15 protein-coding genes are annotated in these 21,161 nt (G+C 74.6%); 10 read left to right on the top strand and 5 right to left on the bottom strand.

Features of this window, described 5'->3' with window-relative positions:
• Positions 1-64: 64 nt before the first annotated feature.
• Positions 65-1,036, bottom strand: coding sequence for a sugar kinase (locus FHX40_RS15590; protein ID WP_211350288.1), 972 nt, complete (start codon positions 1,034-1,036; stop codon positions 65-67).
• Between the two features lie 207 nt (positions 1,037-1,243).
• On the opposite strand from FHX40_RS15590, the gene FHX40_RS15585 reads away from it, so the two are divergent.
• From FHX40_RS15585 to FHX40_RS15560, 6 genes are all read left to right on the top strand, one after another.
• On the top strand, positions 1,244-3,820 hold the full coding sequence (locus FHX40_RS15585; RefSeq protein ID WP_142260305.1) for an FtsK/SpoIIIE family DNA translocase: 2,577 nt from the start codon (positions 1,244-1,246) through the stop codon (positions 3,818-3,820).
• 276 nt (positions 3,821-4,096) lie between these two features.
• Positions 4,097-5,056, top strand: coding sequence for a helix-turn-helix domain-containing protein (locus FHX40_RS15580; RefSeq protein ID WP_170198852.1), 960 nt, complete (start codon positions 4,097-4,099; stop codon positions 5,054-5,056).
• A gap of 96 nt (positions 5,057-5,152) precedes the next feature.
• The gene (gene rimO, locus FHX40_RS15575; protein ID WP_142260303.1) at positions 5,153-6,598 is read left to right on the top strand and encodes a 30S ribosomal protein S12 methylthiotransferase RimO; all 1,446 of its coding nucleotides are present in this window, start codon (positions 5,153-5,155) and stop codon (positions 6,596-6,598) included.
• Positions 6,595-7,299 carry a CDP-diacylglycerol--glycerol-3-phosphate 3-phosphatidyltransferase gene (gene pgsA, locus FHX40_RS15570; RefSeq protein ID WP_373286865.1) on the top strand — a complete coding sequence of 235 codons (705 nt, stop codon included), beginning with the start codon at positions 6,595-6,597 and terminating at the stop codon, positions 7,297-7,299. The genes rimO and pgsA overlap by 4 nt, the downstream gene beginning before the upstream one ends.
• On the top strand, positions 7,280-7,798 hold the full coding sequence (locus FHX40_RS15565) for a CinA family protein (RefSeq protein ID WP_142260302.1): 519 nt from the start codon (positions 7,280-7,282) through the stop codon (positions 7,796-7,798). Before pgsA ends, FHX40_RS15565 begins: the two co-directional genes overlap by 20 nt.
• A gap of 257 nt (positions 7,799-8,055) precedes the next feature.
• Positions 8,056-8,409, top strand: a complete 354-nt coding sequence (locus tag FHX40_RS15560) for a helix-turn-helix domain-containing protein (RefSeq protein WP_142260301.1) — start codon at positions 8,056-8,058, stop codon at positions 8,407-8,409.
• 158 nt (positions 8,410-8,567) lie between these two features.
• Here FHX40_RS15560 and FHX40_RS15555 read toward each other — a convergent pair whose 3' ends face one another.
• Both FHX40_RS15555 and FHX40_RS15550 read right to left on the bottom strand, forming a co-directional pair.
• Positions 8,568-9,350 carry a DNA-formamidopyrimidine glycosylase family protein gene (locus tag FHX40_RS15555; protein WP_142260300.1) on the bottom strand — a complete coding sequence of 261 codons (783 nt, stop codon included), beginning with the start codon at positions 9,348-9,350 and terminating at the stop codon, positions 8,568-8,570.
• Between the two features lie 3 nt (positions 9,351-9,353).
• Positions 9,354-9,806, bottom strand: a complete 453-nt coding sequence (locus FHX40_RS15550) for an RrF2 family transcriptional regulator (RefSeq protein WP_142260299.1) — start codon at positions 9,804-9,806, stop codon at positions 9,354-9,356.
• A gap of 107 nt (positions 9,807-9,913) precedes the next feature.
• On the opposite strand from FHX40_RS15550, the gene FHX40_RS15545 reads away from it, so the two are divergent.
• The 3 genes from FHX40_RS15545 (at position 9,914) to FHX40_RS15535 (ending at position 13,172) form a co-directional block, all read left to right on the top strand.
• Positions 9,914-11,128, top strand: coding sequence for an ROK family transcriptional regulator (locus FHX40_RS15545; protein ID WP_142260298.1), 1,215 nt, complete (start codon positions 9,914-9,916; stop codon positions 11,126-11,128).
• 109 nt (positions 11,129-11,237) lie between these two features.
• Positions 11,238-12,422 carry an ROK family transcriptional regulator gene (locus tag FHX40_RS15540; RefSeq protein ID WP_142260297.1) on the top strand — a complete coding sequence of 395 codons (1,185 nt, stop codon included), beginning with the start codon at positions 11,238-11,240 and terminating at the stop codon, positions 12,420-12,422.
• Between the two features lie 105 nt (positions 12,423-12,527).
• Positions 12,528-13,172 (top strand): M15 family metallopeptidase, encoded by a 645-nt coding sequence (locus tag FHX40_RS15535; RefSeq protein WP_142260296.1) that lies wholly within the window; start codon positions 12,528-12,530, stop codon positions 13,170-13,172.
• 122 nt (positions 13,173-13,294) lie between these two features.
• Here the strand turns inward: FHX40_RS15535 and FHX40_RS15530 are convergent, their stop codons facing one another.
• Positions 13,295-15,451 carry a helix-turn-helix domain-containing protein gene (locus tag FHX40_RS15530; protein WP_142260295.1) on the bottom strand — a complete coding sequence of 719 codons (2,157 nt, stop codon included), beginning with the start codon at positions 15,449-15,451 and terminating at the stop codon, positions 13,295-13,297.
• A gap of 208 nt (positions 15,452-15,659) precedes the next feature.
• Between FHX40_RS15530 and FHX40_RS15525 the strand changes: the two genes are divergently transcribed.
• A complete protein-coding gene (locus FHX40_RS15525; protein ID WP_170198851.1) occupies positions 15,660-16,031 on the top strand; it encodes a peptidase inhibitor family I36 protein in 372 nt (123 codons plus the stop codon).
• A gap of 476 nt (positions 16,032-16,507) precedes the next feature.
• Here FHX40_RS15525 and FHX40_RS15520 read toward each other — a convergent pair whose 3' ends face one another.
• Positions 16,508-21,145: an Lhr family helicase gene (locus FHX40_RS15520; protein ID WP_142260293.1), complete on the bottom strand. Its 4,638-nt coding sequence runs from the start codon at positions 21,143-21,145 to the stop codon at positions 16,508-16,510.
• Positions 21,146-21,161 lie beyond the last annotated feature (16 nt).

The following is a 21,161-nucleotide window of genomic DNA, read 5'->3' as shown; positions in this document are numbered from 1 at the left end:
TCGCGCAGCAGGGAGGCACGGCGACTTCTGGGGCTGAGGCGCGGGCCGGATACGGCCGTGACACCTACGACGACGAGCGCGCTCGGTCGCGTCCTGCGGCCGGAGGGAGTGGCATCCGCAGTAGTTCGTCCACCTCCGCCGGGGTGGCGATGCGGCCGGTGCCGCCTTGTCCGGACAGCGAGATGGCGGCGGCGGCCATGCCTGCGCGGATGGCGGCGGGGAGGGGTTCGCCGCGGGCGAGCCGGGCGGCGAGGGTGCCGGCGAAGGCGTCGCCTGCCCCGGTCTGGTCGACGATCTCGCGGGCGGGGAAGGCGGGGATCGTGACCGGCGGTTCGTCGGTGGTGCTGAGGAGGACGCCGTCGGGGCCCTGGGTGACGGCGACGGCGGGGGCGCCGAGACGGTGGCAGGCGCGGGCGGCCTCGGCCGGGTCGGCGGTGTCGAGGAGGGCGGTGCTGTCGCCGGGGCAGGACGGGGTGAGCAGGGTGGCCTGCGGGGCGACGGCGGCGAGGGTGGCGCGGGCCGCCTGGGCGGTGGTGAGGCGGGAGCGGAAGTTCGGGTCGTAGACGACCTGGCCGCCGGACTCGCGGACCCGGCGTACGGCCTGCCGTACCAGGTCGTCGCAGGTGGGGGAGATGGCGGCGGTGATGCCGCTGACGAGCAGGACGCGGGTCGCGTCCAAGGGCACGTCGTCGAGGACGGCCGGGGTCATGCGGGAGGCGGCGCTGGCGGCGCGCAGGTAGGCGAAGGCGCGTTCGCCGGTGGGGTCGGCGCCGACGGCGTAGGCGCCGGTGGGGCCGTCGCCGGGGCGCATCCAGCGGGTGTCGACGCCGTGCGCGGCGGCGAAGGCGACCAGGCGCTCGCCGAACTCGTCGCGGCCCACGCGGGTGACGAGGGCGACGTGCGCGCCCGCGGCCGCGGCGGCGACGGCGGCGTTCAACGCGTCGCCGGAGAAGGAGAGGCGGAAGTCGACGGCCTCGGTGAGCGGGCGGGCCGCGGAGAACTCCACGAGCGGCTCACCGATCACGACGACGTCCATGGCGTGCTCCCTTCGCCTCACGGCGTCCCGGTGGAGGCACCGCGGCATCGGGCCGCGCGGTGAGGCGCCCCTCGGGCAAGTGTTCCGTGTAATGGAATACGGATTTATGTGTTGAAACAGGCTAGCGAAAGGTGGGATTCAGGGGCAGTCGGGATGCTTCCCGCGTGCCTCCGTCACTTGCCGGGGATGCTTCGCTAGCCTCGGATCATGGCCACCCGTGCGTCCGACGGGAAGCCGAGGGGATCGGCGGCCCGTGCCAAGTCCTCCCGAGGGTCCGCCCCCGCGAGAGGCGGGGCGTCCGCACGTACGGCCAAGCGGGCGGGTGCCCGCACGTCGGGGCGCGCCCCGGCCCGCAGGCCGGTACACGCCCACTCCGACCCGATCGGCTGGCTGTTCACCGCGATCGGCAAGCTCATCGTCGGGCTGTGGCTGCTGCTCGCCAACACGATCGGCGGTGCCGTACGGGCCGTGGGGCAGGGGGCGCGGGAACTCGACCCCGAGCACCGGCGGGACGGCCTCGGGCTCGCGGTGCTCGCCGGCGCGATCACGCTCGCCGCGCTCATCTGGCGCACCCCCACCGGCGCGGTCTCGTCCACGGTGAACGCCGTGACCCGAGGGGTGTTCGGCTCGCTCGCCTGGGCGCTGCCGATCATGCTCGCCGCACTCGCCTGGCGGCTGCTGCGCCACCCGGACCAGAGCCAGGACACCGGCCGGATGAGCATCGGCTGGACCGCTCTCATGCTCGGCGTGCTGGGCATCGTGCACGTCGCGCACGGCACGCCGTACCCGTCGGGCGGGCCGAACGACGGCATGGACGCGGTGTCCGAGGCCGGCGGCCTGCTCGGGTTCCTCGTGTCCGCGCCGCCGGACAGCATCCTGCCGTCGTTCGTCACGATCGTGCTGCTGCTCATGCTGTCCGGGTTCGGCGTGCTCGTGATCACCGCCACCCCGGTGTACCGCATCCCGGAACGGCTCGCCGACATCCGGCACATGCTCTTCGAGCGGGGTACGGCCCGCACCCGCGGCCGGTCCCGGCAGCGCCGAGGCGGTGACGAGGAGGGGAGGCCCGCCGCCGAGCGGCGTGCCAAGCGGCCCCGGCGGGAGTCCGTGGTCCCCGAGCCGGGTGAGAGCGACCGCCCCTACGACAGCCCGGTGATCGCGGAGAAGGAGGCGGCGAGCGAGGCGCACGCGCCGGAGATCATCCCGGGGCTCGCGGACGAGGATCAGGCCCCGCCGCCCGAGCCCAAGCCGCGCAGCCAGCCGCCGCTGCCCACACCCGCCCCGCGCAAGGTCGAGCAGCTCGTGCTGTCGCCCCATGCGGGCTCGTACACGCTGCCGGACCTCGGCCTGCTGCGCCCCGGCACGCCGCCGAAGCCGCGTACCAAGGCGAACGACATGGTGGTCGAGGCGCTCACCAGCGTGCTCGAGCAGTTCGGCATCGACGCGCAGGTGGTCGGGTTCACCCGCGGGCCCACGGTCACCCGGTACGAGATCGAGCTCGGCCCGGCCGTGAAGGTGGAGAAGGTCACCGCGCTGACCAAGAACATCGCCTACGCGGTCAAGTCGGCCGACGTGCGCATCCTGTCCCCGATCCCGGGCAAGTCGGCGATCGGGGTGGAGATCCCCAACACCGACAAGGACCTGGTGTCCCTCGGCGACGTGCTGCGCTCGCCGGTGGCGGCGGCCGAGCACCACCCGATGATCGTCGGTCTGGGCAAGGACGTCGAGGGCCGCACGATCGTGGCGAACCTCGCGAAGATGCCGCACATCCTCATCGCGGGCGCCACCGGCGCGGGCAAGTCGACCTGCATCAACGGGCTGATCAGCTCGATCCTCATGCGCGCCACCCCGGACGAGGTGCGCATGGTGCTCGTCGACCCCAAGCGGGTGGAGCTGAGCGCGTACGACGGCATCCCGCACCTGATCACGCCGATCATCACCAACCCGAAGAAGGCCGCCGAGGCCCTCGAGTGGGTGGTCGGCGAGATGGACCGCCGGTACGACGACCTCGCCGCGACCGGGTTCCGCCACATCGACGACTTCAACAAGGCGGTGCGCGCGGGCAAGCTCACCCCGCCGCCCGGCAGCGAGCGCGTGTACCGGCCGTACCCGTACCTGCTGGTGATCATCGACGAGCTCGCCGACCTCATGATGGTGGCCCCGCGCGACGTGGAGGACTCCATCGTGCGGATCACCCAGCTCGCCCGGGCCGCCGGCATCCACCTGGTGATCGCCACCCAGCGGCCGTCGGTCGACGTGGTCACCGGCCTGATCAAGGCGAACGTGCCGTCCCGGCTCGCGTTCGCCACCTCCAGCCTCGCCGACTCGCGGGTCATCCTCGACCAGCCGGGCGCCGAGAAGCTCGTCGGCCAGGGTGACGCGCTCTTCCTGCCGATGGGCGCGAGCAAGCCGATGCGGCTGCAGAACGCCTACATCTCCGAGAAGGAGATCGCGGACATCGTCGCGCACTGCAAGGCGCAGATGCAGGTCGAGTACCGCGAGGACGTCTTCGGCGGGGCCAAGGCGAAGAAGGAGATCGACGAGGACATCGGCGACGACCTCGAGCTGCTGCTGCAGGCCGCCGAGCTCGTCGTCACCACCCAGTTCGGCTCGACCTCGATGCTCCAGCGCAAGCTGCGGGTCGGCTTCGCCAAGGCGGGCCGGCTCATGGACCTGCTGGAGAGCCGCGGCGTGGTGGGCCCCAGCGAGGGCTCCAAGGCCCGCGAGGTCCTCGTGAAGCCCGACGAGCTGCCCGGGCTGCTCGCCTCGCTGCGCGGCGAATAGCGCCGCGTACGGCGCCGCCTGCCGGCCGTACCCACCCTTTGCGCGGTGCACCGCGCCACGCGACCCGCCCTTCAATCACTGATTGAATGCGAATGACTACATTTCGTTGTGGCGGGTACCACAGAGACGACAGTGATCGAAAGTGCGCCGGGCGCGGGGGAACAGCGGGAGGCGCCCATGAGCGGCAACACCGAAGGCGTCACGGAGAGTGTCGGGGGGAGCGGCCACGGGAGCGGCGGCGCGAGCGGCGTCGCAGGCTCCGAGGTCAGAGCCGAGATGAGGGACATCGGAGCGGCCGACGGGCGGCGGCCCGGCGCGACGGCGGGCGACACCGCCCGGGGCGCCGCGGCGGACGTGAAGCCGGGCATGACGCGGCTCGGCGCCGTCGGCACGCCGGCGGCCGGCACGCGCGGCGGCGTCACCGGCAGGACCGGTACGGCCGGCACGCGCGGCGGCGCCACCGCCGTGCGGGACGGCGAGGCGCGGCCGCGCGGGATCGGGGCGAAGCTGGCGCGCGCCCGCGAGGAGGCCGGCCTGACCGTGGCCGAGCTGAGCCTCCGCACCCGCATCCGCGAGCCGGTGATCCGCGCCATCGAGCACGACGACTTCTCCATCAGCGGCGGCGACTTCTACACCCGCGGCCACATCCGCAACATCGCCCGGGCGATCGGGCTCGACCCGGGGCCGGTCCTGCAGGAGTACGACGAGCAGTGCGGCGGGGCGCCCAAGCCGGTCCGCGCGGCCGAGGTCTTCCTCGCCGAGATCCCGATCAAGCTGCGGGAACGCCGTACCTTCAACTGGACCACGGCGCTGGCCTTCCTGCTCATCCTCGTCGTGGCGTTCGGCATCGCGCGGCTGCTGAGCGGCACCGGCGGCGGGGTGGAGTCCGCAGACCTGCGCCGCGCCCCCGCCCAGCCGGCCGCCACCCCGAGCCGGGTCGCGGCGCCGTCCGCCGCGCCGTCCCGGCCGCCCGCGGCCGTGGTGCCCGAGGTCACGCTGCAGGTGACCGCGGACCGCACCACCCGGCTGGTGGTCCGGGACGCGGACGGCAAGCGCCTGTTCCGGGGCGACCTGATGGCCGGGAGCACCTCCGAGTGGCGGGCGAAGGGCAGGATCACGCTCACCGTGGACGACGCGGCCGCGGTGCGGCTGAAGGTCAACGGCAGGAACCTCGCCCCCCTTGGGGAACCGGGCGAGCGTGTCACCAGGACGTTCCGGCCGCCGCGGGCCCGCTGAGCAGGCCCTGCGCCCGGCCGCGGAGGCGACAAGGGCACATCCGGGCGGGGGAGGTGCGCCGCGTGGTGGGTAACTCCCGCTACCGTAGAGCACGCCATGTCTGCTCGCCGTACCCCGTCCCGGACCGCCTCGCTCGTCACCCTGGGCTGTGCCCGGAACGAGGTCGACTCCGAAGAACTCGCCGCCCGGCTCGAGGCCGCCGGGTGGCGTATCGCCGACGACGATGACACGCCCGACGTCGTCGTCGTGAACACCTGCGGCTTCATCGAGTCGGCGAAGCAGGACTCGATCGACACGCTGCTCGCCGCGGCCGACTCCGGGGCCAAGGTGGTCGCCGCCGGGTGCCTCGCCGAACGGTACGGCAAGCAGCTCGCCGAGGCGCTGCCCGAGGCGGCGGCCGTGATCTCGTTCGACCACTACGCGGACATCGGCGCGGTCCTCGACGACGTGGTCGCCGGGCGGCCGGTCAAGCCGCACACCCCGCGCGACCGCCGCCGGCTGCTCCCGATCACCCCGGTCGAGCGGCACCGCGAGGCCCGGCACGTGCCCGGCCACATCACCGCGTCACAGGCCGCCGAGGACGACGCCGCGGTGCCGACCCCGGCGAGCGGCCCCCGGCTCATGCGGCGGCGGCTCACCGGCGGCCCGGTCGCCTCGCTCAAGCTCGCCTCCGGCTGCGACCGCCGGTGCACGTTCTGCGCGATCCCGTCGTTCCGCGGCGCGCACGTGTCCCGCCCGCCGGAGCAGGTGCTCGCCGAGGCCCGCTGGCTCGCCGGGCAGGGCGTCAAGGAGATCGTCCTGGTCAGCGAGAACTCCACCTCGTACGGCAAGGACCTCGGCGACCTGCGCGCCCTGGAGAGGCTGCTGCCGCGGCTCGCCGCGGTCGACGGCGTGGAGCGGGTGCGGGTCAGCTACCTGCAGCCCGCCGAGCTGCGGCCCGGCCTCATCGACGTGATCGCGGGCACCGAGGGCGTGGCGCCGTACTTCGACCTGTCGTTCCAGCACGCCAGCCCCACCGTGCTGCGCCGCATGCGCCGGTTCGGCGACCCCGAGCGGTTCCTCGGGCTGCTCGAGCGCATCCGCGAGCGCGCCCCGCGGGCGGGCATCCGGTCGAACTTCATCGTCGGCTTCCCCGGCGAGACCGAGGAGGAGTTCGAGCAGCTCATAGGCTTCCTCCAGGAGGCGCGGCTGGATGTGATCGGCGTGTTCGGCTACTCGGACGAGGAGGGCACCGAGGCGGCCGGGTTCGACGGCAAGCTCGACCAGGACGTGATCGACGAGCGGGTCTCGGTGCTGGCGGAGCTGGCCGAGGAGCTGAACGCGCAGCGTGCCGAGGAGCGCATCGGTGAGGAGTTGCGGGTGCTGATCGAGGAGGATCTCGGCGACGGCGGTTTCGAGGGCCGCGCCGACCACCAGGGCCCCGAGGTGGACGGGTCGGTGACCGTCCAGGGCATCGGGCTCGCTCCCGGGCAGTTCGTCCGTGCCGTCGCGGTCGACGCCGAGGGCGTGGACCTCATCGCCAAGGTCAAGGCCGGGCCGTGACCGATCAGCCGGGCACCGGTGCCGAGCCGCTGCGTCCCGTGGTGGGCCGCAGGGTGAGCCTGTGGAACGTCGCCAACGCCGTCACCGTGGTCCGGCTGTTCCTCGTGCCGTTCTTCGCGGTGCTGCTGTTCCTGCCGGGCGACAGGTGGCGGTACGCGGCGCTCGCGGTGTTCGTGCTCGCCTCGCTCACCGACCGGCTCGACGGCGAGCTCGCCCGGCGCTACGGGCTGGTCACCGACTTCGGCAAGATCGCCGACCCGATCGCGGACAAGGCGCTCACCGGGTCCGCGCTCGTCGGCCTGTCCGTGCTCGGCGAGCTGCCCTGGTGGGTCACCGTGCTGATCATGGGCCGGGAGATCGGCGTCACGCTGCTGCGGTTCGCGGTGATCCGGCACGGCGTGATCCCGGCGAGCTGGGGCGGCAAGATCAAGACCGTGCTCCAGGTGTTGGCGATCTCGCTCTACCTGCTCCCCGGGGCGCCGGAGGCGCTGCGCTGGCTCACCATGGGCGCCGCGGTGCTCGTGACCACGGTCACCGGGGCCGACTACGTCGTCCGCGCGGTACGGCTGCGCCAGGTGGCGCGGCGGGCCCGCGCCGCGGAGGCACCCGCCGGACCGGCCGGAACGGCGGCCGCGGCGGAGACAGGTGATGATCAGGTCGGTCGGGGGAATGCCGGTGGCGATGGAAATGTTTGTGGATAAGGGGCTGCGGGACGCCTCCGCGCGGGCGCTGAAGCTGTTGGTGCAGGCCGGCAGGACGGTGGCCGTGGCGGAGTCGATCACCGCCGGCATGATCGGAGCCGCGCTGACCGTCCCGGCAGGGTCGTCGGCCGCGTTCCGCGGGGGCGTGATCGCCTACGCCACCGAGCTGAAGCACCGGCTGCTCGCCGTACCGGCCGATCTGCTGGAACGGGAGGGCGCGGTGCATCCCGGGGTGGCGGCGGCGATGGCGTCCGGGGTGCGCAGGCTCACCGGGGCCGACTACGGCCTGGCGGTGACGGGCGTGGCCGGGCCGGACCCGCAGGACGGCAAACCCGTCGGGACGGTGCACATCGCGGTGAGCGGCCCCGGCGACCGGCTGTGGCACCGCGACCCGGTGCTCTCCGGGGAGCGAGCCGAGATCCGGCTGCAGGTCGTGCGGGAATCCGTTGACCTGCTGTGTGACGTGCTTGAGTCGAGATCAGAGAACGAATTTGGCTGATTACCACGTTACGTCCCAAGCGAACATGTCCACCTTGGTCTGCCGTCACGTCGGTCGTTACAGGTACGGTGGGAGCTGTGAGTGAGGTCCGTGAGCCACCGGCGAGGAGTCAACCCGTAACGCCCCCGGCGAAGGGGCCGAACGAACCAAATCTGCGGCTGGGGAGTATGTACAAGAGGAGCGCAAAGAACGGTCGACAGGAGCCGGCCGCGCGGGGAGTGGCCAAGGCGCCGCCCGCGCTCGGGAGGGAGCGACAGATGGTCCTGCTGCGTCAGCTGCTCGGTGACGTCCTGCGGCGGCTGCGGGTGCGCCAGGGTCGCACCCTGCGCGAGGTCTCGACCTTGGCACGAGTCTCCCTCGGCTACCTGTCCGAGGTGGAGCGTGGGCAGAAGGAGGCGTCCTCCGAGCTGCTCGCGTCGATCTGCGGCGCCCTCGGCGTCCCGCTCTCGCAGGTGCTGCGTGAGGTGTCCGACCAGTTCGCCCTGGCCGAGCTCCAGCACGCGCCCGTGATGGCGGAGGTGCCCGAGCGCGAGCGCCTGCCGATCCCGGACGCCGTTCCCGGTCCGGAGTTCGACGGCTTCCCCGAGGTCAAGGACATGGTCGCCGCCTGACCGGCTCCTCCCCTCGACGCCGCGCGCCCCTGCGCGCGTTGCGCCGCCGGATCACACGGTCACGGCGGACACCTCCACCGGGCGTGCCCGCCCGGGACCGCACGGAGTGCTCTTCGGCTCGCCCTTCGCCACCCCGTGCTCCGGGACCTCATGCGACCTCACCATGGCTGGCAGACCGGGCAGTAGAAGACCAACCGTTCGTAGGGCCGTGAGCCCATCTCCCCACGCGCTATCGCAGTTCCGCACCGCCGGCACGGGCGGCGGTCGCGGCCGTACACCCACAGTTCCCGCCCGGGGCGCGGGTCGCCGGTGGTGACCGGACCGCGGCCCTGCTCAGCCGCACGTTTCATCAGCCGTGCCGTACGGGCCACCATCTCCGCAAGACCGGTGCACTCGCCCACCGGACGCCAGGGCGAGACCCCGGCGAGAAACAACGTCTCCGCCCGCCAGATCGTCCCGATGCCGGCCAGGTTGCGCTGGTCGAGCAGCGCCTCCCCGATCGTCTCCTCCGGCCGGCGGCGCATCCGGCGCGCCGCCTCCTCGGGATCCCAGTTCGGGCCGAGCAGGTCCGGGCCGAGGTGGCCGATGACGCGGTCCTCGTGCTCGGTGGGCAGCAGCTCGACCACGCCGAGCCGGACGCCGACCGCCTGACGCTCGGCGTTCGCCAGCACCAGGCGCACCACGTCGCCCGGCGGCAGACGGCGTCCGGCCGGCTGGATCCACCAGCTTCCGTCCATGCGCAGGTGCGTGTGCACGGTGAGGCCGCCGTCGATCCGGGTGAGCAGGTGCTTGCCGTACGACACCGTGGTGAGCACGGTCCGGCCGGACAGGTCGGTCGTGGCGTACCGGGGCACGCGGAAGTCGGACCGGACGAGCGGCCTGCCGTCGAGGGCGGCGCGGAGCCGTGCCGCGGTGCGGTAGACGGCGTCGCCCTCGGGCACCGGTCAGTCCCAGGCGGCGGGGTCGGCGGTGAGCTCGAGAACCTTCTTCGGCAGGTCGCCCGAGGCGATGTGCTCGAGTGTGACCTCCTCGAGGATGGCCCGCTCGGCCGCCCGCAACGCGATCCACACCTTCTGCAGCGACTGGGCCGCGCCGGTGTAGCCGACGTGCTCGGGACGTTCCCCGCGGACGTTGGCGAGCGGACCGTCCACGGCGCGGATCACGTCCGCGAGGCTGATCTCGCTCGCGGGGCGGGCGAGCACGTAGCCGCCCTCCGGGCCGCGCTGACCGCGGACGAGACCCGCCCGGCGCATCTGCAGCAGAATGTTCTCCAGGTACTTGGGCGGCATCTCCTGTTCTTTGGCGAGCTCACCGACGGTGATCGGGCTGCCGCCGCCCGCGGCGGCCAGCTCGGCCGCGGCTCGGAGGGCGTAGTCGACTCGGGCGGATAGACGCATGTTGTTGATTATCCCGCCTGCTAGAGGCGGGTTGGCCGGGCCTCCCCATGGGCGCCGGCTACGGACTGTGGTAAACCATCGGGGACGGCGAGTAAGAAAGCGGGCGAATGAAGCGACGTCCTGGCGTGCCCCGGCTGCTCAGGGAGATCAACGACCGGGCCGCCTTGGAGCTGCTGCTCACGTCCGGACCGCTGACCCGCGGGCAGATCGGTGAGGCGACCGGCCTGTCCAAGGTGACCGCCTCCCAGACGCTGGCCCGGCTGGAGGAACGCGGGCTGGTTGAGGTGGTCGGCGAGCAGGGCGGCAACCGCGGGCCGAACGCTGCGCTGTACGGCGTGGTGGCCTCCGCCGCGTTCGTGGGCGGGGTGAGCGTGGGCCCCGACGAGGTGACCGCGGCGATCGCCGACATCAAGGGCGACGTGCGGGGCAGGGCGCGGGTCACCCCGGACGCGTACGGCGCGGGCACGACACCGGACGGGCGTCCGGCGGCCGATCCGGTGGCGATGATCCGCGGCGCGCTGGCGAAGGCGTCCCGCGCCGCCAAGGTGCCGCTGGGCCGGCTCGACGCGGTGGGCATCGGCACCCCGGGCGTGGTGGATCCGCGCAGTGGCGACGTGCGGTTCTCCTTCGACCTGCCCGGCTGGCACGAGGGGGTGCACGACGCGCTCGCCCGGGAGCTGCGCACCCACGTCATCATCGAGAACGACGTCAACCTGGCGGCGATCGCGGAGCGGGCCGAGGGCGCGGCCCGCGGGCTCGACGACTTCGTGCTCGTGTGGGTGGCCCGGGGCATCGGCATGGCCGTGGTGCTCGGGGGCCGGCTGCACCGCGGGCACTCGGGCAGCGCCGGGGAGATCGGCTACCTGCCGGTGCCGGGCGTGCCGCTCGCCGAGGACGTGCGGTCCCGGCCGGGGCGGCCGCCGTCGCTCGGCGGGGGCCTGCAGACCCTGGTGAGCTCGGACGCGGTGTGCGAGCTCGCCGCCGAGCACGGGTTCGCCGCGCCGACCGCGGCCGAGTGCGTGGGCGCGGCGGTCGCGGCCGGGGAGGCGGGCGAGGCGCTGCTCGACGAGATCGCCCGGCGGCTCGCGCTCGGGGTTGCCTCGGTGTGCGTGGTGCTCGATCCCGAGCTGATCGTGCTCGCCGGCGAGGTGGGCCAGGCCGGGGGAGACGCGCTCACCGTCCGGGTCGCCGACGCGGTCGCCCGGATGTGCCCGATCCACCCCAAGGTGGTCACCACCACGGTGACCGAGGACCCGGTGCTGCGCGGCGCGGTCCTCGCCGCGCTCCAGCACGCGCGAGAGGCGATCTTCGCGGGCTCCTGAGGCACGCCGTACCGGGGAGTCTCCGTTCTCACGGGCCGGGAAGCGGCTAAACTAACAGGAAACTTTCTTAAAAAATGCGAACGCCGACCGTGACGACAGGGGGCCGATCTTGACCCGACGCCCGGGCACACCCCGGCTGCTGCGCCAGCTCAACGATCGCGCGGCCCTGGAGCTCCTCCTCACCCTCGGCCCGCTCACCCGGGCCGAGCTGGGCAGGCACACCGGCCTGTCCAAGGTGACCTCCGGGCAGCTGCTCAACCGGCTGCAGCGGAAGGGGCTCGTCAGGGTCAGCGGCGAACGCCCCGGCGGCCGGGGCCCGAACGCCGCGCTGTACTCGATCGTGCCCTCCAGCGCGTACGTGGCCGGGCTCGACGTGCTGCCCGACACCGTCACCGCGGGCATCGCCGACATCACCGGCACGACCGTCGCCGAGATCAGCATGGACCTCGGCGGCGACCCGGCCGCGGTCGTCCACGACGCGGTACGGCGCGCCTGCGAGCGCGCGGGCGTGGCGTTGTCCCGGCTGCGGGCCGTCGTCATCGGCACCCGCGGCGTGGTCGACCCCGCCACCGGGGAGGTGCGCTTCTCCTTCGACCTGCCCGCCTGGCACCTCGGCGCGCTGGCCCGGCTGCGCACCGCGCTCGGCAGGTCCGTGATGATCGAGAACGACGTGAACCTCGCCGCGGTCGCCGAGCGCGCGTACGGCGCGGCCCGCGGCGTCGACGACTTCGTGCTGCTGTGGACCGGCATCGGCCAGGGCCTCGGCGTGATGCTCGGCGGCAGGCTGCACCGGGGCGTCACCGGCGGCGCGGGCGAGGTCGGCTGGCTCCCGGTGCCCGGCGAGCCGCTCCCCACCGACGTGAGCGAGCCGCAGTCCGGATCGTTCCAGCGGCTGGTCGGCGGCGAGGCGGTGGCGAACCTCGCCGCCTCCTACGGCCTCGCCGAGGCGATACCCGACGAGATCACCGCGGACTGGATCGCCCACGTGGTGCGCACCGCCGTGGCGACCGGCGCCGCGGACTTCCTCGACGAACTGGCGATGCGCCTCGCCGTCGGGGTCGCGGCCACCGCCGTCGTGCTCGACCCCGGCCTCGTCGTGCTCGGCGGACACGTCGGCCGCGCCGGCGGCACCGCCCTCGCGGCCCGGGTCGAGGAGGCCGTCGCCCGGATCTGCCCCAGCCGTCCCCGGGTCGCGGTGACCGAGGTCGAGGGCAACCCGATCCTGCGCGGCGCCCTGCTCGTCGCGCTCGATCATGCGCGGGAGGAGCTGTTCGCCACCACGGTCGAGGCGTGAGCCGCCCGTGGGGTGGGGGACGTGGCACCCGGGTCCGGGGCGGCTGCGGCGGGGCTCGCCGGTCCCGGCCCTTTCGCCCGAACCGCTGTGTGAGAATGGCTTCCCGTGGCGGACATTGTTCTCATCTCTGACCCCCGGGTTACCTCGATTCCGGTCGACGACATCGGTGAGCCCCTGGTCGATCTGCGCGGGCGGTTCGCGGTGGACACCCGCCTCGCCGACGAGGCCGGCGCCTACGCCCACCTGCGGGAAGGGCTCGCCACGCGGCTGGAGGAGGCGCAGCGGCTGCTGCCCGCCGGGTACCGCCTGCTGATCGTGGAGGGCTACCGGCCGCCGGCCCTGCAGCGGCGGTACTTCGAGGAGTACAAGGAGGAGCTCCGCACCACCTACCCGGACATGACGCCCGACGAGCTGCACGTCGCGGCGAGCCGGTACGTCTCCCCGATCGAGGTGGCCCCGCACACCGCGGGTGCCGCCGTCGACCTCACCCTCTGCACCGAGGACGGGGTCGAGGTCGACATGGGCACCCCCGTCAACGCCACACCCGAGCAGAGCAACGGCGCCTGCTACACCGACGCCCCCGGCATCTCCGCCGAGGCCCGGCGCAACCGCGAGATCCTCGCCACCGCGCTGCGCGCGGCCGGGCTGATCAACTACCCCACCGAGTGGTGGCACTGGTCGTACGGCGACCGCTACTGGGCGATGAGCACCGGCACCCCGGCCGCCCTGTACGGCCCGGCCGAGTTCTGAGCCGTGCCGTGGCGCCGCGCGGCCTGGCGCGGCGCTTTCGGTGACAGGCCGGGCAGCCTTCCCAATCGGGATCCCCGGCGATGTGCCCCGGCATGGCGCAGGAAATTGGGCAAGCCGCGCCTTCAGGGCAGCGCAGGCGATCGGCCGCGCCGTTTCCGGCCCCCTGACATGCGGTCGCGGCGGCGCTGCGGAGCGGGGAGGCGTCCGGAACGGCCGCGGCGACGTACGTCGGCTTGGCCGTGCCCCCGCCCCGGCCGTCGTCCGGCGGCCGCTTGGTCGTCGCCCGCTCGTGCCCCGGCGGGATCGTGCCGGTTCGGACACGCCGCGCCACCCGGTTGTGCGGGCGCTCCGGGGGCCCGCGTGCACGCCCGCGAGCCCGGCGGCTCCGCCGTACCGGCGCTCTGCGGCGTCGCGTCCGGGCCCATCCCGCGGGGGAGGCCGCCGGGCATGCCCCGAGGCTTGCCGCCCGGCGCAGTGGGCCGTGGCCGTGTCTCGGGGCGGCTCACCAGGTGGGCCGGGGCCGAGCTCACGGTGATCGCCGCGCTCAGCACGAGGGCCATCATCGCGATCAGGCGGCGCAGCAGCCGGCCGTACCGGCGGGGCGTGTCCCGGTCGGCTGCGCGCGCGCTCGCCTGCAGGAACGCACGCTCCATGGCGCTCAGCTGGTGGCGGTGCCGCGGGTCGGCGGCCCACTCCAGCGCCACCGTGAGCGGCGTCCCCCGGTAGAGGTGGCAGGGGTCGCGGCCGTCCTGTTCCCACGCCTCCGCTGCCTCGGTGAGGCGCTGACGTATCCGCAGGCCCGTGCGGTCCGCGTCGATCCAGCCGCGCAGCCGGGGCCAGCCTTCCAGCAGCGCCTCGTGGGTGAGCTCGACGTGGTGCTCGTCGAGCGTGACCACGCGGGCCCGGGCGAACGCGTCGAGCACGCCGACGGCGTCCGGAACGTGGCGCAGCAGCCGTGCCCGCGTCACCCGGTGGCGGGTCAGCCGCCCGTCCTCGCCCACCTGCACGAGGCGCAGCAGCAGCCGCCGCGCCCGGTCGCGGTCCGCCGAGCGGAGGCTCGCGTACGCGCGCTCCGCAGCCGCCACCGCCGCACCGTGCACCCCGCCCGCGAGCTGGTATCCGGCGACCGTGAGCGTGCGGCCCGAGCGCTGCTGCCAGGTCGCGAGCAGGGCGTGCGCCAGCAGCGGCAGCGCCCCCGGGTCGTAGCCGTCCGCCGAGGCGCCGATGTCGCGCAGCAGCAGCTCGACCAGCCCCGGTTCCAGCTCCAGCCCGGCGGCGGTCGCGGGGCGCGTGATCGCATCGCGCAGCTCGTCGGGCCGCATCGCGCCGAGGTCGAGCCGCCCGTCCCGCAGCGCCGCGGCCAGGCCGGGGTAGGCCCGGCAGCGTTCCAGGTGGTCGGCCCGCACCCCCAGCACGACGAGTGCGGCCGGTGGCTCGCCGTTCCAGCTGGTCGACAGGTCACACAGCAGACGGACGAACCGCTCGCGTTCCGCCTCGTCGCGGCAGCGCGAGAAGACCTCCTCGAACTGGTCGACGATGACGACCACCGGACCGCGCCGCGCCCGGCCGTCGGGGGAGGTGGCCGGGCCGGGTGACGGCGCGGCGGGCGGCCGCTCGGCCGCCTCGGCGAGCCGGTCGAGCAGCGTGCGGTACGGCGTCGCGGTCGGCGTGAACATGACCACGCCGGGCACGGCGGCGTCGGGCAGCGGCAGCACGCCCCGGGCCAGCGCCGGGACGAGACCGGCGGCGAGCAGCGAGGTGGTGCCCGCGCCCGACGGGGCGGCCAGCACGAGCGGGCCGCCGCCGCCGAGCCGGTCGGCCAGCAGGCCCACCAGCCGGGCCACGACGCGTTCCCGGCCGAAGAACCGGCCGGCGTCATCGGTGCCGAAGGCGGCGGTTCCCGGATACGGGCAGCGCACCTCCGTCCCGCTCGCCGTACCCTCGCCGGTCGTGCCTTGGCGGGCCGCCCTGCGCCGGCCGCGGTCCGGCACCCACGCCAGCAGCGCGCCACCGGCGTTGAGGACCCGGTCGCAGGCGCGGGCCACCTCGCGGGAGGCCGCCTGCCTGCCGTTCTCCAGCCTGCTCAGATAGCCACGGCTGTAGTGCACCAGCTCGGAGAGCTGGCTCAGCGACAGCCCGCGCAGCCGCCGCAGCCGGCGCAGCTCCGCGCCGAAGGAACCCGCCCCGGCGGCCTTTCCCCGGGTTTCCGCAGCCGTCCTGGCCGCGGTGTCGTCCCTGTTCGCAGCCGTTTCCTGGACCGTTTCCTTTTCCTCAGCCACCAGGAGACACCCATCCCGTCGACAACCTCCGTCAACGTCTCCCACACTCGGTTCCGTTACGCAATGCGTTCGCACGATTTCGTGGCGAAGTCAACATGCCGGTACGTCGGCGACGATCTCGCCGGCGGCCGCACGCCGAGGCACACGAGAAAGGGGAAAGATCATGACAATCCGCGCCCCTGAGCGGCCCCGCCACATGGCTCGACGCATGCTCGCTCTCGGCGCCGTCGCAGCGGCGGCGGCCCTTCTCGGTCCGACCACGCCCGTGGCCGCGGCCAAGGAGTCCGCGCACGCCCAGGCCCGCTGGCAGTGCTCGCCCGGCGCCTTCTGCATCTACTGGGGGACGAACGGCACCGGGGCCCGGCTCGAGCTCCGCCACGGCGTCCGCGATCTCGCCAACGTCGCCGGCGGCAAGCTCAACGACCACGTGTTGTCGGCGAGGAACAGGACCGGACGCAACTGGTGCCTCTACGAGCACGGCAGCCGCTGGAACAAGGGCCAGAAGCACATCATCACGAGTGGCTTCCAGAACAACGTTGGCAGCTTCGGCTACAAGGTCAGCCAGGTTCAGCCCTGCTAGCGGCGTTCGCGCCCGGTGGCGGCGCACGACCCGTCGAACCGCGCGGGTCGCGCCGCCACCGGCTAACCCCCGCCCCTGCATCGGAGCCTCGTCAGATGGCCCGCCGCTGCAGGGGCGGCCCTGTCCGTAACCCCGAGCCCGTTGAGCGGCCTGGGGGCCGCCCGATCGATCTTCGTGATTCGAGTTGCCGTCGGCGGGCGCTCACGGCAGCCGGCCCCGCGGTGATCGGCAGGCGGTCGGCATCCGCGCGCTCCCGCCCTGCGCCGGATGCGTTGTTTCATGGCACTCCGCTGCAGGGGCGACCAAGTCAGGGACCCCGAGTCTTTCGAACGGTCGGCCCGCCGATGAGGACGCTCCCGTCCGCAGGACGGGGCGGCCACGGGACCGGTGTCGCACCGGATGCGGCCGCACCTTCCCGTGCCGGCATCCGCTCTCGTGACTTCGGTCAGGCGGGGAGCGCCGTCGAGCGTGGACGGTCAGACGCGCAGCCGCAGCCCGCGCGGCGTGGGGTGGAACCCGGCCGCCTCGAGCGCGGCGGCGAGCGGGGACTCGGTGATCGGGACGCCGTCGGCGCGTTCCACGGTGAGCGCGCCGAGGGTGCCGCCGCGGACGGCGGCGGCGAGCGCGTCGACGGCGGCCCGCAGCTCGTCCTCCTCGGCGAAGGAGAGCACGCTCTTGCCCCCACGTTCCACGTAGAGGGCGAGGCGGCCGCCGACCAGGACGACCAGGGCGCCCGCCTTTCGGCCCGGCCGGTGGCCCGGGTCGCCGGGGCGGTCCGGCCAGGGGAGGGCCGCGCCGTACGGGTTGGCCGGGTCGGCGGCGGCGAGCACCACCGCCTGAGGGCTGCGCTCCGGGGCACCGCCGCCGGAGACGGTGGCCGAGGCGGACGGCGCCATGGCGCGCATCCGGTCGACCGCGCCGGGCAGCGCGAACTGGGCGCCGCCGAGCCCTTCCACGAAGTAGCCGCGGCGGCACCGGCCGCTCTCCTCGAAGGCCCGCAGCACCTGGTAGACCGCGGCGAAGCCGCCGGGCAGCCGCTCGGCCGCGACCGCGCCCCGGGTGAGCACGCCGTGCCGTTCCAGCAGGGTCTCGGCCTGCGCGTGCGCCCGCTGCGTCGGATCGGCCGCGGGCGACGGCAGCGCCCACCACCGGCCCGCGACCGTGGGCGGCCCGCTCCGCGTCGGCAGTACGGCCCGCCGCCTGCGCGTCGTGCGCGGCCGGTGCGCGGGCCTGCCGGTGCCGAGGGCGGCCCGCAGCGGGGCGAGCGTGTCGCCGGACACCCGGCCCGCCCACACCAGATCCCACAGGGCGGCGACGAGCGCGGAGTCGTCGAGCGATCCGACCCGGTCGGACAGGTCGCGGAAGAACAGCGCGCCCCCGCCGGACAGCGCCTCCAGCACCGCCTCGTGCAGCGGCGTCATGGTGATCTCGGCCGGCTCGGGCAGCAGCAGCGGCGCGGTGTCGGCGAAGTACAGCGCCACCCACCCGTCGCCGCCGGGCAGCGACCCCTGGCCCGCCCAGATCACCTCACCGGAGGAGGTGAGCTCGTCGAGCATCGCGGGCGTGTACCCGGGCACCCGGGCGGGCAGCACGAGCGTCTCCAGGGCCGAGGCGGGCACCGCCGCCCCCTGCAGCCGCTCGATCGCCGTCACCAGCGCGTCTATCCCGTGCGGGCCCCGCGTGGGGGCGGGGATGCCGTGCCAGGCCGGGGAGAACGCGGCGAGCACCTCGGGTGCCACCGGCTCGATCTCGCGCCGCAGCCGGGCGAGCGACCGGCGGCGCAGCAGCCGCAGCACCCCGGCGTCGCACCACTCCTCGCCGCGCCCGCCGGGCCGGAACTCGCCGGACACCACCCGGCCCTCCGCGGCGAGCCGGCGCAGCGCGTCGGTCACCACGGCGACGCCGAGGCCGAAGCGGGTGCTCGCGGTGGCCGCCGCGAACGGCCCGCGGGTGCGGGCGTGCCGCGCGACCAGGTCGCCGAGCGGGTCGGGCACCGGCTCGAGGAACGCCTGCGGCACCCCCACCGGCGGCGGCACGCCGAGCGCGTCGCGCAGCCGTGCCGTGTCCTCGATCGCCGCCCACTGCTCGATCCCGGCGACCCGCACCCGGATCGCCCGCCGGGCGGCCTCCAGCTCGGTCAGCCAGGCGGGATCGCCGCCGCGGATCGTGACGTCCTCGGTGAGCAGCGGGCCGTGCGACCGCAGCAGGTCGGCGAGGTCCTCGGCGTCGCGCAGCGGCCGGTCGAGCCGGGCCAGCTCCCGCTCGGTCTCGGCGATCACGTCCGGGTCGAGCAGTTCCCGCAGGTCCGCCTGGCCGAGCAGCTCGGCGAGCAGCGAGGTGTCGAGGGCGAGCGCCTGCGCCCGCCGCTCGGCGAGCGGCGCGTCGCCCTCGTACATGAACGCCTCGACGTAGCGGAACAGCAGCGACGCCGCGAACGGCGAGGCCTGCGAGGTCTCCACCTCCACCACCCGCACCCGCCGCGCGGCGATGTCCCGCATGAGCGCGACGAGCCCGGGCACGTCGAACACGTCCTGCAGGCACTCGCGCATCGTCTCCAGCACCACCGGGAACGAGCCGTACTTGCTCGCCACCCCCAGCAGGTGCGCGGCCCGCTGCCGCTGCTGCCACAGCGGCGTACGACGGCCCGGATGGCGGCGGGGCAGCAGCAGCGCCCGCGCCGCGCACTCCCGGAACCGGGAGGCGAACAGCGCCGACCCGCCGAGCTCCTCGACGACGATCCGCTCGATCTCCTCGGGATCGAACACCGCCACGTCCGAGGGGGCGCCCTCGAGCGTGTCCGGCACCCGCAGCACGATCCCGTCGTCGGAGTGCACGGCCTGCACGTCCACGCCGTACCGCTCGCGCAGCCGCCGGCCGATCGCCAGCGCCCACGGGGCGTGCACCGGCGCGCCGTACGGCGAGTGCACCACCACCCGCCAGTCGCCCAGCTCGTCGTGGAACCGCTCGATCACCAGCGTGCGGTCGTCCGGCACGTACCCGGTCGCCTCGCGCTGCTCGCGCAGGTAGGCGAGAAGGTTGCCGACCGCGTAATCGTCGAGACCGGCCGCGCGGGCCCGCGCCACCGCCTGCTCGGCCTTCGCCCCGGACAGCTCGCGCAGGAACGCGCCGATCGCCCGCCCCAGCTCGACCGGGCGGCCGGGCGCGTCGCCGTGCCAGAACGGCAGCTTTCCCGGCTGTCCGGGGGCGGGGGAGACGAGCACCCGGTCGGGGCCGATGTCCTCGATCCGCCACGAGGTGGCGCCGAGCACGAACACGTCGCCGACCCGCGACTCGTACACCATCTCCTCGTCGAGCTCGCCCACCCGGGCGGGCTTGTCCCCGCCGGCGAGGTACACGCCGAACAGGCCGCGGTCGGGGATGGTGCCGCCGCTGGTGACCGCGAGCCGCTGCGCGCCCGGCCGCGCCCGCAACGTGCCGGTCACCCGGTCCCACACGATGCGGGGGCGCAGCTCGGCGAACTCCTCGCTCGGGTACCGCCCGGCGAGCATGTCGAGCGTCGCCTCCAGCGCGGACCGCGGCAGCGTCGCGTACGGCGCGGCCCGCCGTACCACCGTCTCCAGCTCGTCGACGGTCCACTCGTCCATCGCGCACATCGCGACGATCTGCTGGGCGAGCACGTCGAGCGGGTTGCGCGGGTAGCGCAGCTCCTCGATCTCGCCGCGCCGCATGCGCTCGGCGACCACCGCGGTCTGCACCAGGTCGCCGCGGTACTTGGGGAAGATGACGCCCTTGGACACCGCGCCCACCCGGTGCCCGGCGCGGCCGATGCGCTGCAGGCCGCTCGCCACGCTCGGCGGCGCCTCCACGCACGCGACCAGGTCGACCGCGCCCATGTCGATGCCGAGCTCGAGGCTGGAGGTGGCGACCACCGCGGGCAGCCGCCCGGACTTCAGCTCCTCCTCGATGTGCGCCCGCTCCTGTTTCGACACCGAGCCGTGGTGCGCCCGCGCCACCTCACCGGCCGGTCCGGCGGGCAGGCCGCGGCCGGCTCCGGCCTGCGCCATCATCTCGGCCGGGGCGAGGCGGGCCGGCGGCGTACCCGGGGGCGGGGCGGTGTTCCCCGCGCCGTCGCCGCCCGCGCCGCCGCCCGCAGCCGGGGCGGTCCCGGGCGTGCCGGGGCCTCCGGCCGCGGAGCCGTTCGCGGCGCCGTTGTGGCCGGTGCGGCGTTCGAAGGCCAGCTCGTTGAGCCGGGTGCACAGCCGCTCGGCGAGACGGCGCGAGTTGGCGAAGACGATCGTCGACCGGTGCGCGGCGATCAGGTCGAGCAGGCGCTCCTCCACGTGCGGCCAGATGCCGCGTCCCCGCTCGGCGGGCGGCGCGCCGTACTCCGCCTCCGGCCCGCCCCGGTCCGGAGGCGGCGGCTCGGCCATGTCCTCCACCGGGACGACCACCTCGATCTCCAGCCGCTTCTCGTGGGGCGGCTGGACGACCACCGCCGGGCGCACGCCACCGAGGAACGTGGCGACCTCGCCGACCGGGCGCACGGTGGCGGACAGGCCGATGCGCTGGGCGGGCCGCTCCAGCAGCACGTCCAGCCGCTCCAGGGTGAGCGCGAGATGGGCGCCCCGCTTGGTCCCGGCGACCGCGTGCACCTCGTCCACGATCACCGTCTCCACGCCCCGCAGCGCCTCCCTCGCCCGGCTGGTGAGGATCAGGTAGAGCGACTCGGGCGTGGTGATGAGGATGTCGGCGGGCTTGGCGGCGAACCGGCGGCGGTCCTCGGCGGGGGTGTCACCGGAGCGCACCGCCACCGAGATGTCCGGAACCGGCAGGCCGAGCCGGCGCGCCGTCTGCCGCAGCCCCGCGAGCGGGGCCCGGAGGTTGCGCTCCACGTCCACGGCGAGCGCCTTCAGCGGCGACACGTACACCACGCGGCAGCGCCGCATGGGGTCGGTGACGCCGGGCGAGGTGGCGAGCCGGTCGAGCGACCACAGGAAGGCGGCGAGGGTCTTGCCCGAACCGGTGGGGGCCACCACGAGGGTGTTCTCCCCACGCGCGATCGAGGCCCACGCCCCGGCCTGCGCCGCCGTCGGCTGTGCGAACGCATCGGCGAACCACTGCCGGGTCACCGCGCTGAAGTGGTCGAGCGCCATGCGTCCATCCTGCCCC

It is taken from the genome of Thermopolyspora flexuosa (genome assembly GCF_006716785.1).
Classification (GTDB): domain Bacteria; phylum Actinomycetota; class Actinomycetes; order Streptosporangiales; family Streptosporangiaceae; genus Thermopolyspora; species Thermopolyspora flexuosa.
Note: the sequence above shows the minus strand (reverse complement) of the source record. Positions and strands in the feature narration are given on the sequence as shown.

Coding starts and splice junctions, on each gene's coding strand:
- FHX40_RS15580 (WP_170198852.1), top strand. CDS start 4,097: ATGAGGGACATCGGAGCGGCCGACGGGCGGCGGCCCGGCGCGACGGCG.
- FHX40_RS15550 (WP_142260299.1), bottom strand. CDS start 9,806: ATGCGTCTATCCGCCCGAGTCGACTACGCCCTCCGAGCCGCGGCCGAG.
- FHX40_RS15585 (WP_142260305.1), top strand. CDS start 1,244: ATGGCCACCCGTGCGTCCGACGGGAAGCCGAGGGGATCGGCGGCCCGT.
- FHX40_RS15545 (WP_142260298.1), top strand. CDS start 9,914: ATGAAGCGACGTCCTGGCGTGCCCCGGCTGCTCAGGGAGATCAACGAC.
- FHX40_RS15520 (WP_142260293.1), bottom strand. CDS start 21,145: ATGGCGCTCGACCACTTCAGCGCGGTGACCCGGCAGTGGTTCGCCGAT.
- FHX40_RS15590 (WP_211350288.1), bottom strand. CDS start 1,036: ATGGACGTCGTCGTGATCGGTGAGCCGCTCGTGGAGTTCTCCGCGGCC.
- FHX40_RS15525 (WP_170198851.1), top strand. CDS start 15,660: ATGCTCGCTCTCGGCGCCGTCGCAGCGGCGGCGGCCCTTCTCGGTCCG.
- FHX40_RS15565 (WP_142260302.1), top strand. CDS start 7,280: ATGGAAATGTTTGTGGATAAGGGGCTGCGGGACGCCTCCGCGCGGGCG.
- FHX40_RS15560 (WP_142260301.1), top strand. CDS start 8,056: ATGGTCCTGCTGCGTCAGCTGCTCGGTGACGTCCTGCGGCGGCTGCGG.
- rimO (WP_142260303.1), top strand. CDS start 5,153: ATGTCTGCTCGCCGTACCCCGTCCCGGACCGCCTCGCTCGTCACCCTG.